The organism is Clostridium sardiniense, from assembly GCF_050584765.1.
Taxonomy (GTDB): domain Bacteria; phylum Bacillota; class Clostridia; order Clostridiales; family Clostridiaceae; genus Clostridium; species Clostridium sardiniense_A.
The window spans coordinates 79,879-92,242 of record NZ_JBNOOR010000004.1; the positions used below are offsets into that span (position 1 = coordinate 79,879).

General features: G+C 29.3%; 10 protein-coding genes, 1 riboswitch and 1 other annotated feature. Of the genes, 4 read left to right on the forward strand and 6 right to left on the reverse strand.

All coding sequences use genetic code 11. From position 1 onward, the window contains the following. Positions 1 to 265: 265 nt before the first annotated feature. Together ACQPUW_RS15205 and ACQPUW_RS15210 are read left to right on the forward strand one after the other, a co-directional pair. Positions 266 to 718, forward strand: coding sequence for a GlcG/HbpS family heme-binding protein (locus ACQPUW_RS15205; RefSeq protein WP_430838338.1), 453 nt, complete (start codon positions 266 to 268; stop codon positions 716 to 718). Positions 719 to 1,234: 516 nt separating this feature from the next. After that, entirely contained in the window at positions 1,235 to 3,874 is a 2,640-nt protein-coding gene (locus ACQPUW_RS15210) for a cation-translocating P-type ATPase (RefSeq protein WP_430838339.1), read from the forward strand. A 46-nt stretch (positions 3,875 to 3,920) separates the two neighbouring features. Here the strand turns inward: ACQPUW_RS15210 and ACQPUW_RS15215 are convergent, their stop codons facing one another. From ACQPUW_RS15215 to ACQPUW_RS15230, 4 genes are all read right to left on the reverse strand, one after another. Next, complete coding sequence (locus ACQPUW_RS15215; RefSeq protein WP_430838340.1) at positions 3,921 to 5,297, reverse strand: aldehyde dehydrogenase; 1,377 nt, start codon at positions 5,295 to 5,297, stop codon at positions 3,921 to 3,923. Positions 5,298 to 5,330: 33 nt separating this feature from the next. Beyond that, positions 5,331 to 6,050: a DUF3298 and DUF4163 domain-containing protein gene (locus tag ACQPUW_RS15220; RefSeq protein WP_430838341.1), complete on the reverse strand. Its 720-nt coding sequence runs from the start codon at positions 6,048 to 6,050 to the stop codon at positions 5,331 to 5,333. A 240-nt stretch (positions 6,051 to 6,290) separates the two neighbouring features. Then, positions 6,291 to 7,172, reverse strand: a complete 882-nt coding sequence (rluF, locus tag ACQPUW_RS15225; protein WP_430838342.1) for a 23S rRNA pseudouridine(2604) synthase RluF — start codon at positions 7,170 to 7,172, stop codon at positions 6,291 to 6,293. A gap of 26 nt (positions 7,173 to 7,198) precedes the next feature. Further along, on the reverse strand, positions 7,199 to 8,299 hold the full coding sequence (locus ACQPUW_RS15230) for an anti-sigma factor domain-containing protein (protein WP_430838343.1): 1,101 nt from the start codon (positions 8,297 to 8,299) through the stop codon (positions 7,199 to 7,201). A 294-nt stretch (positions 8,300 to 8,593) separates the two neighbouring features. Here ACQPUW_RS15230 and ispF point away from each other — a divergent pair, with 294 nt between their 5' ends. After that, a complete protein-coding gene (gene ispF / locus ACQPUW_RS15235) occupies positions 8,594 to 9,061 on the forward strand; it encodes a 2-C-methyl-D-erythritol 2,4-cyclodiphosphate synthase (protein WP_430838344.1) in 468 nt (155 codons plus the stop codon). Between the two features lie 36 nt (positions 9,062 to 9,097). Here ispF and ACQPUW_RS15240 read toward each other — a convergent pair whose 3' ends face one another. Next, positions 9,098 to 10,402: a Na+/H+ antiporter NhaC family protein gene (locus ACQPUW_RS15240; protein WP_430838345.1), complete on the reverse strand. Its 1,305-nt coding sequence runs from the start codon at positions 10,400 to 10,402 to the stop codon at positions 9,098 to 9,100. A gap of 84 nt (positions 10,403 to 10,486) precedes the next feature. After that, a riboswitch (SAM riboswitch) is annotated at positions 10,487 to 10,655 on the reverse strand. Between the two features lie 169 nt (positions 10,656 to 10,824). After that, the gene (locus tag ACQPUW_RS15245) at positions 10,825 to 11,499 is read right to left on the reverse strand and encodes a hypothetical protein (protein ID WP_430838346.1); all 675 of its coding nucleotides are present in this window, start codon (positions 11,497 to 11,499) and stop codon (positions 10,825 to 10,827) included. Positions 11,500 to 11,680: 181 nt separating this feature from the next. Between ACQPUW_RS15245 and ACQPUW_RS15250 the strand changes: the two genes are divergently transcribed. Beyond that, the gene (locus ACQPUW_RS15250; RefSeq protein ID WP_430838347.1) at positions 11,681 to 12,085 is read left to right on the forward strand and encodes an HNH endonuclease signature motif containing protein; all 405 of its coding nucleotides are present in this window, start codon (positions 11,681 to 11,683) and stop codon (positions 12,083 to 12,085) included. Between the two features lie 43 nt (positions 12,086 to 12,128). After that, positions 12,129 to 12,343: a binding site (T-box leader), on the forward strand. Positions 12,344 to 12,364 lie beyond the last annotated feature (21 nt).

The following is a 12,364-nucleotide window of genomic DNA, read 5'->3' on the forward strand; positions in this document are numbered from 1 at the left end:
AAATACATTATATAAATTAATTTTACTCACACTTCTACTCTCCCAATACTATATATACTTAGAATCCATCCTCATCACTCACATATTGCAATGTTTAACATTTAATTAATATCAACTTTAAAGAAATTAATATCCATCTCACTATAGTCTTAAATTTACATAATAGCTAATTATAATTTACAAGTATTAAATAATATAAACTAATACACTATTTCTATATTATAAATTAATTTTTATTATCATAAGTTTAATGAGGTGATTAAAAATGATAGATGATGATATGGCTCATAAAATTACAGAAAATATAATAGAATCTTTGAAACATGACACTATTACTTTAAATAAAGCTAAGGAAATTCTTAAGAAAGCTGAAGATAAAGCTAAAGAAATGAGTATCTCTGTTACTATTGCAATAGTTGATGAAGGTGGAAATCTTATTGCTCAACACAGAATGGACAACGCTTTACTGATAAGTATCCCCGCCGCCCTAAATAAAGCCTATACTGCTATTGCCCTAAAAATGGATACAGAAAAAGTTCATGAGCTAGTACTTCCTGGGGGGCCATTTTATGGTTTAGATAATGTACATCCTGGCAAACTTTGTACTTTTGGTGGTGGAATACCAATAATGAATAATGATAAACTTATTGGCGCTATTGGTGTTAGTGGAGGTAACACAGATGAAGATATACTTATAGCTAAAACAGCTTTAAAATAATAAAAATATTTTAATTTAAAATATAGTCTGTGCTATCTTAATTGTGATAATTTATCATTTAATGAAGTTTGTGTAGGCTATTTTTATACGTTTATCTTCTGAATTAATCTTATATTAAAATATTTAATTAATTTCTTCATATCTATAATCAAACAAATCATCTAAATTTAAAACCACATATATTAATACAAAATTTTGTAAATATACCATTATGTTTATAAATTCTATGTAAGATTTATGTTCACTCTATGTTAAATCTTAATATATTATATTATTATCTATTGACTTTCTAACTTCGTCGATATATCCTTGTATTAACAACTAAATAGCTTAAGAGGGAGTAGTTTTAAATATAACGTCAACATTCTCGGCATGATTTCATGTCTGGTGTTATATACCCTAGTGGTTACGAGACTTTTAATATAGATTATGATTTTTTTTAATTCGTAGTTTATATTAAGAGTCTTTTTTATTAAAAAAATTAAGATATTAAAGTATGAAAGGGGTCCTATTTAAATGAAAAATTTCTTTAACAAAAATACTAACGATGTACTTCATAACTTTGGTACAACAAAAGAAGGTCTTAAAGATGCTGAAGTAGATTTATACAGAGAAAAGTATGGTGAAAATGTACTAAGTGAAAAGAAAAAACAAAGTACCATGCAAGTATTCTTTGAGCAATTTAAGGATTTATTAGTTATTATCCTTATTATCGCAGGTATTGTATCTATCGCTACTGGAAATGTTGAAAGTACAATAGTAATATTTGCAGTTATAATCTTAAATGCAATACTAGGTACTGTTCAACACGTTAAAGCTGAACAATCACTAAACAGCTTAAAGGCACTCTCTGCACCTAATGCTAAGGTTCTTAGAAACGGTGTCAAAATTGAAGTTCCTTCAAAGGATATTGTTCCTGGAGATATATTAGTTCTTGAAGCTGGTGACTTAGTTGTTGCTGATGGTAGAATTATCGAAAATTACTCTCTTCAAGTTAATGAAAGTGCATTAACTGGAGAATCTGAAAGTGTTACTAAAACTTCTGATGTTATATCTAAAGATGAAATAGCATTAGGCGATCAAAAGAATATGGTATTCTCTAGCTCTCTCGTTACTTATGGACGTGCTTTAGTTGTTGTCACTGCTACTGGTATGGATACTGAACTTGGTAAAATCGCTACACTTATGGAACAAACACAAGAAAAGAAAACTCCACTACAAATAAGTTTAGATGATTTTTCTAAAAAACTTGCTATAGTAATTCTAGTAATTTGTGCTATTGTATTTGGTTTAAGTGTTTATAGAAATACCCCAATACTTGATTCATTAATGTTTGCTGTTGCCCTTGCTGTTGCTGCTATTCCTGAAGCTTTAAGTTCTATTGTTACAATTGTTCTTGCTATTGGAACTCAAAAAATGGCAAAAGAACATGCCATAATAAAATCCCTTAAAGCTGTTGAAGGTTTAGGTTCTGTATCAATAATCTGTTCAGATAAAACTGGTACACTTACTCAAAACAAAATGACAACTAAGCAAATATACGTTGATGGAAAACTTATTGCTTCTGAAAAGTTAGATTTAACTAATGAAGCTGAACAGTACTTATTAAATAGTGCAGTTTTATGTAATGATTCAACTTCAATTGATGGACAAGAAATCGGTGATCCAACTGAAGTTGCTTTAGTAAATCTTGCTCATATTTATAATTTAAAAGAAAATGCCGTAAGAAAAGAATTTGAAAGATTAAAAGAAATTCCTTTTGATTCAGATAGAAAGCTTATGAGTACAGTTCATCAGCTTGATGGCAAAAACATAATGTTCACAAAAGGTGCTTTTGATGTACTTTTAAACAGAATTACTTCTATTAAAACTTCAAATGGTGTAAGACCGATAACTGAAGATGATAAACAAAAAATCATAGATACTAATATGGAACTTTCACAAAATGGTTTAAGAGTTTTAGCTTTTGCTTATAAAGAACTTCCAGAAATCCGTGATTTAACTTTAGAAGATGAAAGTGAATATACTTTCCTTGGATTAGTTTCAATGATTGACCCTCCAAGAGTTGAATCAGCTGAAGCTGTTAGAGATTGTATAACTGCTGGAATTAAACCAATAATGATTACTGGTGACCATAAAATCACTGCTTCTGCTATTGCTAAACAAATAGGTATTCTTCAAGATGGAGATATGGCTGTTACTGGCTTAGAGCTTGATAAAATGAGTGAAGAAGAACTTATGAGAAAACTTGATCATATATCAGTTTACGCTAGAGTTTCACCAGAACATAAAATTAGAATAGTAAGTGCATGGCAAAATAAAGGTAAGATTGTCGCTATGACTGGTGATGGTGTTAATGATGCTCCTGCACTTAAGCAAGCTGATATAGGTATAGCTATGGGTATCACTGGTACAGAGGTTTCAAAAGATGCTGCATCAATGATACTTACAGATGATAACTTTGCAACAATTGTTAAAGCTGTTACTAATGGAAGAAATGTTTATGCAAACATAAAGAACTCAATTAAATTCTTACTTTCAGGTAATACTTCTGGTATACTTGCTGTACTTTATGCTTCAATAATGGCACTACCTGTACCATTCATGCCTGTACACTTATTATTCATTAACCTTTTAACTGATAGTTTACCTGCTATAGCAATTGGTGTTGAAAATCCAACTAAAGACCTTTTAAAAGATAAGCCAAGAGATAGTAAGGAATCTATATTGACTAAAGACTTTATTTTCGATATTGCTCTTGAAGGTTTAATAATTGCAGTATTTACTTTAGTTGCTTTCCATATTGGACTTGAAACTAGTGCTGCTGTTGGTAGTACAATGGCATTCTCAACACTTTGTCTTGGAAGACTATTCCACGGATTTAACTGTCGTGGTAAAGCTTCAATATTTAAACTTGGTTTAGGATCTAACAAATATTCAATATATGCATTTTTAACTGGTACTATACTTCTAAATTTAGTTTTATTTGTACCACCATTACAAAAATTATTTGAAGTTGCTAAACTTTCAGGAATTCAAGTTGGCTTAATTTATCTACTAGCTTTCTTACCAACAGTTATAATACAAGGTATTAAAGTATTTAAAGAAGCATTCGTAAAAGATTCACAAGAAGAAGATAAAAAAGCTGCAATCTAATAAACTTTATTAAAAAGCCTCCCTATTTAGGGAGGCTTTTATAATTCTATTTCATAAATTTTTTTATTAATTTAATCTTATCTCCAAAAGGTGCAAACCTAAATGGGAATTCTACATATGTGCCTCTTTTAACAACAGGCTTTCTATGAGTAAATGTATCAAAGCTTGCTTTCCCATGATACTCTCCAATACCACTATTTCCAACTCCACCAAAAGGAAGATTTTTATATCCAGCTTGAAGCACAGTATCATTTATTGTAACTCCACCTGAGCTAGTATTTTCTAATACATATTCTATATTCTTCTTACTTTCTGAAAAATAATATAATGCTAGTGGTTTTGGTCTACTATTAACAAAATTTATTGCTTTATCTTTATCATCAAATTCCAATATAGGTAATATTGGCCCAAATATTTCATTTATCATAACTTCACTATTTACATCAACCTCTGTAAGTATAGTTGGCATCATGTATTTATCTTTAATATCATAGTCTCCACCAAAATATATATTACCATCATTTAAATAGGTACTTAATCTTTCTACATCACGTTCTCTAATTATTCTTGGGTATTCATCATTCTTTCTTATATCTTTTCCATATTGATCTTCAATCTCTTGAACTAATAATCTTAAAAACTCCTCTTTAACTTTCTTGTGCACCATTAAATAGTCTGGTGCCACGCAAGTTTGACCTGCATTTAAAAGTTTACCCCATACTATTCTTTTTGCACTTAATTTTAAGTTAGCATCTTCATCAATAATACAAGGACTCTTTCCACCGAGTTCTAAAGTCACAGGAATAAGTTTCTTAGATGCAGCTTCCATAACTATTTTTCCAACCATCACACTTCCTGTAAAGAAAATATAATCAAAATCTAATGTTAGTAACTCTGTTACAGACTCTCTGCCGCCCTCTGGTTCAACAACCTTAATATATCCCTCATCAAAATTGCTATTTATAATATCTTCTAATGTCTTTGAAGTATTTATTGAATACTCTGATGGTTTCATTACAGCACAATTTCCTGCCGCTATTGCTCCTATTAATGGTGCTACTACTAATTGAAATGGATAATTAAATGGTCCAATAATTAATGATACTCCATATGGTTCTTTATAAACATAACTTCTACTTGGAAAAAATATTATAGAACTAGATACACTTTCTTTTTTAGCCCATTTTCTTAAATGTTTTATTTGCATATTTATTTCTTCATATACAATCCCGACTTCCGTTGAATATCCTTCGAAATATGATTTATTTAAATCATCTTTAAGTGCCTCAAGTATTCTATCCTCATTCTTTTTTAATATATCCTTTAATTTCTTTAGATTGCTTATTCTAAAATCAATATCTTTAGTTTTTCTAGTAGCAAAGAACTCCTTTTGTTTCTTTAATACCTCTTCTAACTTCCCCATCCTCTATCACCTCTAAGTACTTTAATTCTCTACTTAGATTTTATCATATACAAGATTCCCATTAAACTTACTTAAAGGTATGTTAAACTCAGGTATTCCTGAGGCATATGGAGCTATTTCGTACTGGTCGTAATATATGACTAAATTTTCTCCCTTTATATAGAATTTAACATCATCTGTTATTCCTTTATATGTAGTTCCCTCATCAAAATACCTTTCTTTATCTGCACTTATTTGTTCTTTTATCTCTTTATCTATAACGGTTTTATAATTATATCCTTTTTTAAATAACTCCTTAACAGCTAACTTCTTACCAAGCTTTCTATCTATAACATAAGCTTTTCTTGTAGTACTTCCATGTGCACCACCAGTAAATTGATAATAGTCTATATAAAAGCTCAATATATCATTACTTTCCTTTGTTATATAGTAATTTGAGAATAACTGATATGGGGTATTACATATATATCCGCTCTTTTTATAATCCTCAAGTACATCTTCAACATCTTTAATCCAAGCATTTGTCCATGTAACTATTTCTTTATTTATATTTTCACTTTCCTTATCAGTTATTTTTGGATAATTAACGTTAATCTCAAGGCAATTATCCTTATGCTTTATCTCTACCGCTTCAGTAAGTCCACTTTTTTCCTGATACTCTTTTGTACTTATCCACACCCCATGTGCAAAACTTATGATTATAAAAGTTATCCCCAGCAGGCCTAAACCCTTTAAAATACTACTTCTTGCCATATTGTTTCCTACCTTTTCCAACATTTTTTCAAAAAATATATCATTTTTTAATAGTATTCTTCAAAATACAAGAAATTATCTACAGCTATATCAACAAGTTTATAACAAGTTATCCACAGGGACATGTGGATTATGTTAGTAATATTTCACATATTAGAAAAATATTTAATTTTATTTCTAATATGTATACATAAAAAAATGAGTATTCACAAATATAATCCATTTGCAAATACTCATTTTCTATTCATCAACTTCTTTTGTCTTCTTAGAACTTTGAATTAAATCATTTATCCCTACAAGTTCTTTTCTAGTTAAGTCTCTCCACTTACCTATCTTTAAATCTCCTAAATTAATATTCATTATTCTGATTCTTTTAAGTTTCTTAACCTCATATCCTAAAGCTTCGCTCATTCTTCTTATCTGTCTATTCATCCCCTGAGTTAAAATGATTCTAAATGTATAATCATCTTCCTTTTTAACAAAGCACTCTTTAGTAATAGTTCCAAGTATTCTAACTCCACTACTCATGCCCTTTATAAATTCATTAGTTATCTTTTTATCTACAGTTACAATATATTCTTTTTCATGATTATTTCCAGCTCTTAAAATCTTATTTACTATATCTCCATCATTAGTTAGTAATATTAATCCTTGAGAATCTTTATCTAATCTTCCTATTGGAAAGATTCTCTTGCTATGTCCTACAAAATCAACTATGTTTCCTCTTATCTTCTTTTCAGTAGTACATGTAATACCAACAGGCTTATTTAAAACTATATAAACTAACTCTTCCTCTTTAGATATATTTTTCCCATCTACTTTTACTACCTGCCCTTTAGATACTTTAGTTCCCATTGTAGCCTTCACTCCATTAATAGTAACCCTTCCAGACTCTATAAGTTTATCAGCCTCTCTTCTAGAACATATTCCTGTTTCACTAATATATTTATTTAGACGTATTTCATCGCCTCTATCTTCGTGATTAATTATGTTTCTATTATTATTTAATACTTCTTTCTTCTTTTTTCCCTTATCTAAATTAGGCTTTTTATAATCTTTATTACTTTTCTTTTTCTTGATATTTTTAAATCTATCATTTTCTCTATTTGAGTTTTTTTTCATTCTTATCTTCCTTTTAATTTCATCTTTTACTTATATAATTTTTGCTCATTTCCAGCATTATTTATTGTTAGCTTTATCTTATGACTTGCTGCAAATTCACCTGTTTTTTCTAAAGTTCCATACTCTAGAGGATCTCCAGTTACAGTAATTAATATATTGCCAGATGGTATCATTTCATTATTATTTGCATAATTTAATATCGCTTCTATACCTTTATCTAATTTCACATTATTTAAATTTAAACTCTTAACCATCTCTTCTCCCTTACTTGTTGGAGAATACGCATTTATTATATTATTAAATGAATTAACATCTACCTTTACTTGCGATGTTGTGTTAATTAATATAGTTCTATCTATGTCTGAATACTTATATAAAAATGCACCACAGGCCACTACAATTGCAATCACCGCAATTCCTATTTGAAGTTTATAATCTTTTATCCCTTTTTTCGCTATAGCTGTTACCTCTTCACCTACACTCATATCACCTTCTAGCTTTACTTTCTTAAATTCACCCCTGCTAGTTAGTATACATGCACTACGTTTAAAGGATTTTATTATCACTCCTCTTAACTCCGGTTTTGAATTCTTATTTATTGAAACCACATTTGATTCTTCTTCTTTATCATTTTCATCTACACTAATTTCTTCATTAGTTTTCTCTATTATTACTTTCTTAATCACAGTTTTATTAGATTGCTTCTTCTTTGGTACTTCCACCTCATCTTTTGACTCTTCAATCCTCATATAATCTTGTATAAGTTTATAATTAGGATTTGAAAATATAATAGTGTATGTAATTATATAATCATTCCATTCCTCTATAAACTTTCTTGGTTGCATAGTCTTCTTAGATAATATATTAGGTGGTAATTTTTTCTTATCTTGTATAAACTCTAATAATTCTACTTCTCCTATTATGTAAAAAGCTATATTTAATATTATATTTCTATCCCTATCACTTGGAGAGTAAGCAAATAAATCTTGTATTAGAATTTTATAAGAATAAAGTTCTTTCTCCATCAAAGATATCTGCTCTGCTCTAGCTTTATTTACCTCATCACTTATCTCTACTAAACTTGGTATATCTGAAAATTTATATTTATTTCTATCGAATATCTCCAAATCTATACGCTCCCCCCTACGTAGACATTATTTTTGTCAAATAATATCTATTCTTATATTTAATTATACCTAAATACCTGTTTTTTTTAAATGAAATTAGAAATTAATAATCATTTATTAACTACTTTTGTAATATATTATAAAAAGCACTAATTGTATCGGTGATTTTTTTATGAAATCGAATGTTATTTATGTTGATTTTAAGTATAGGCGTCGTGAGGTTAATACCGTTTACTTCTTTATACTATATTTTTATGTTAAACTTATAGAAGAAATATTAGAGAGGTGAAAGATATGCGTATTGGCTTAGGTTATGATGTACATCGTTTAGTTCAAGGTAGAGATTTGATTTTAGGTGGCGTTACAATCCCTTATGAACTTGGATTATTAGGTCACTCTGATGCCGATGTTCTTATTCATGCAATTATGGACTCACTACTTGGTGCTACAGCATTAGGTGATATAGGTACACATTTCCCTGATACTGACCCAAAGTATAAAGGAATATCAAGCATAGCTCTTCTTAAAGAAGTTGGAAATCTTTTAGAGATTCATGGCTATAAAATAGGTAATATAGATGCAACAATAATTGCACAAAAGCCAAAGATGGCTCCTTATATAGAGATAATGAGACGTAATATAGCAGCGGCATTAAACATAGAGTTTAATCAAATAAACGTTAAAGCTACGACAGAAGAAGGACTTGGATTTACTGGTGAAGGTCTTGGAATCTCATCACAATGCATATGCCTAGTAAACTAGATGTACTAAAATAAAAAAGCCCAAACTTGGGCTTTTTTATTTTACTCTATTTTCTTCTTTTCTTCTACTCCAGTAAAATATTATAGCAACTACCGCTGATATACCCATTAGATATGGATAGAAAAGATATTGCATTATTTCAATTGGTGATATTGCTGCAAGTCCTGCTGCCGATATAAGCTGAGCACCATAAGGTATTATCCCTTGGAATGCACATGCGAACATGTCCATAATACCTGCAACTCTCTTTGGTTCTAAATCAAATTCATTTGATATATCTTTAGCAATTGGTCCTACTGTAACTATTGCTATTGTATTATTTGCAGTACATATATCAACTAAGCTTGCTAACGCTCCAATTCCAAGTTCTGCACCCCTTCTAGTTTTAAAGTTTTTTAATCCCTTATGAAGTATAAAATCAATTCCTCCATTATATTTTATAATTGCAACCATACCGGCTATTAATAATGATATTATTATTAATTCACTCATACCATTAATACCTTCTGCCATGCTTTTAAAAAGTCCTATAACATCAAAACTTCCAGTTCCAATTCCGATAATCCCCGCTAAAATTATTCCAGATGCTAAAACAAATATAACATTTACTCCTGCAAGTGCTGCAACTAAAACACCTATGTATGGAACAATCTTTATTAAGCTATAATCATAACTACCTAAGCTAATGGCTTCCGTTCCACTAGTTATAACCATAAAAATAATTGCTGTAATTATTGCAGCTGGTAATACTATTTTAAAGTTCATTCTAAACTTATCTCTCATATCACAGCCCTGTGTTCTTGTTGCCGCTATTGTTGTATCAGATATAATTGATAAGTTGTCCCCAAACATTGCTCCACTTACAACAGCTCCAACTACTAAAGCTACAGCTATTCCAGTCTTTTCAGATACTCCAAGTGCTATTGGTACAAGAGCAACTATTGTTCCCATTGATGTTCCAACTGATAATGCTATAAAGCATGCAACTATAAATATTCCTGTTACCAAAAGATTTGGTGGCAATACTGAAAGCCCTAAGTTTACAGTTGAATCAACTGCCCCCATAGATTTAGCAACAGCTGCAAATGCTCCTGCTAATATAAATATTAAAATCATTAAAATTATATTAGTATCTCCTGCACCTTTGCAGAAAATCTGTAATTTTTCTTCAAATCCAACTTTAGTATTCATAACTAAAGCCACAACTGATGCAATTAAAAATGGTATTATCACAGAAACTGCATAAAAATCCTTTGCAATTATTGCAATTCCAACATATACAACTACAAACACTATTAATGGTAAAAGCGCCCACCAATTCCCTTTATTTTCTTTGTTCATTTTTTGCCCTCCCTAAAGTTCCTATACACAAAATAAAAAAGCTTCTGATAGAAATCAGAAGCTTTATATACACTCTATAAATACTACTTATCTATCAGTTTTCACTGCTGGATTTAGCACCACACTCTATAATTAGAAACGACAAACACTCAATGCATGTTATACATTGATTTTCTTACAGTCATTCCCACTTTAATTATTAGTAGGTTGCCGGGTTTCATAGGGCCAGTCCCTCCACCACTCTTGATAAGACTTTTTTAAATTTTGATTATGATTTATTGTAACAGTGTTAATAGACTATGTCAACATTTATAAGTTACTAATATTGCTAAATAATTTAAATTAATACTAATTTGAATATTAATTTAATAACAATAAGCAATTCATATACATAAATGAATTGCTTATTTACATTACCCTTATTAAAGTGTTTCTGATAATTTATTTAAAAGAATTTTTCTAAATATATTTGAGTATTCCTTATCTTCTCCAACCTTTAAGTATACTTCTCTCCATTCATCTAATGATAATCCTATTCCTTCTTTAAACTCTTCTTCCTTGTTTGTCATCCTTACTGAATCATCAATGAATTCTCCTAAGTCCTTTGCTGTTTTAAATACTTTTATATATAAGAATTGTTTGTTATCTCCAACCCAAACCTTATTAAACTCTTTTGCAAATTTCACTAGCTCCGTTATAATTTCACTATCATCTTTATCCCATAGATTACCTAAAAATGTATATTGTTCTTTCATTATTTTTGCTTCTTCTTTGGAGATTTTATTCTTTTTTAAAAGATTATTTATTAGGTCACAAGTTGGAATGGCTGGAATTTTCATTACTAGTCTTTCTGTTCCATATGCCCATTTATAGAATGCTTTTTGAAAAAATGAGTGTTGTATATAACCTAATAACACTCTTGGATTTGAAAAGTATGAATAAATATTTTCTATTCCATTTTTGTTAGAAAATATAAGTGCATGTATATATACTGATTTGCTTGTTGGCAATTCATTTGTAAAAGCATGCCCTCTTATTGCTTTGTGTTCGTTAACATTATTAGTCCAGAAATTAAATGAATTGTAGTTATCTCTCATAAATATCACCCTTTTTCATAAATCTCAATATAATATATTACATAGTATATTATACCATTTTTTATTGTTTTTACCCTTGATTTATACAATTTAATTTTTTATTTTATATGAATATTCTGTTAATTGATTTAGCTAATTTTTTTATCTATAATTATTAAATATAGATTAAGGAGGTTTATCATTGTATTTTTGTGAAATATGTAATAAAGAAGCTGATATTCATCACATTATTCATAAAAATGAAGGTGGATTTGATATAGAGTTAAATTATATGTATCTATGCGAAGATCACCATCGCGGAAGATCAGGACCCCATCACTCCCTTGAAACAGATATTTCTTATAAAATTAAATTACAAAAAAAGCTATATAAACTTCTCCCTAAAAGGTATTACTCTTTTAAGGAACTTTGTAATATATTAAACGCCTCTACCAATATAGTTAAGCGTTTGACAAAAGATATAAAATTATACAAAGAAGGCTATAAAAAAGAAGATATTATATTTATTTTAATGGGCAAATCTTACTATTCTGAAGAATTGCTCGAAAATATTAAACTCGAGAAACTTTATGAAAGCATTTATTGACATCTGAAATTTGTATGATTATAATATAAATTAACTTAAGAAGATAAACACATTGATGAGAAGAGTATGTTAAATCCTCATTTACAGAGAGAGAGTACATTAGCTGTAAGTACTTTTATATGAGCTTAACAGAAAACTAACTCGGAGTGACTCTAATCCAGTCCGTCATTGTCACGTTACGACATATTAAAGTGATTCTTAAGATTAACTCTTAAGGATAACTAGAGTGGAACCACGGATATACACTTCGTCTCTAAAATTTTTAGAGATGGAGTTTTT

What these genes read in the sequence shown, in the direction of transcription:
- rluF (WP_430838342.1), bottom strand. Translation starts at nt 7,172, where the DNA reads ATGAAAAAAAACTCAAATAGAGAAAATGATAGATTTAAAAATATCAAG.
- ACQPUW_RS15215 (WP_430838340.1), bottom strand. Translation starts at nt 5,297, where the DNA reads ATGGGGAAGTTAGAAGAGGTATTAAAGAAACAAAAGGAGTTCTTTGCT.
- ACQPUW_RS15220 (WP_430838341.1), bottom strand. Translation starts at nt 6,050, where the DNA reads ATGGCAAGAAGTAGTATTTTAAAGGGTTTAGGCCTGCTGGGGATAACT.
- ACQPUW_RS15245 (WP_430838346.1), bottom strand. Translation starts at nt 11,499, where the DNA reads ATGAGAGATAACTACAATTCATTTAATTTCTGGACTAATAATGTTAAC.
- ACQPUW_RS15240 (WP_430838345.1), bottom strand. Translation starts at nt 10,402, where the DNA reads ATGAACAAAGAAAATAAAGGGAATTGGTGGGCGCTTTTACCATTAATA.
- ispF (WP_430838344.1), top strand. Translation starts at nt 8,594, where the DNA reads ATGCGTATTGGCTTAGGTTATGATGTACATCGTTTAGTTCAAGGTAGA.
- ACQPUW_RS15210 (WP_430838339.1), top strand. Translation starts at nt 1,235, where the DNA reads ATGAAAAATTTCTTTAACAAAAATACTAACGATGTACTTCATAACTTT.
- ACQPUW_RS15205 (WP_430838338.1), top strand. Translation starts at nt 266, where the DNA reads ATGATAGATGATGATATGGCTCATAAAATTACAGAAAATATAATAGAA.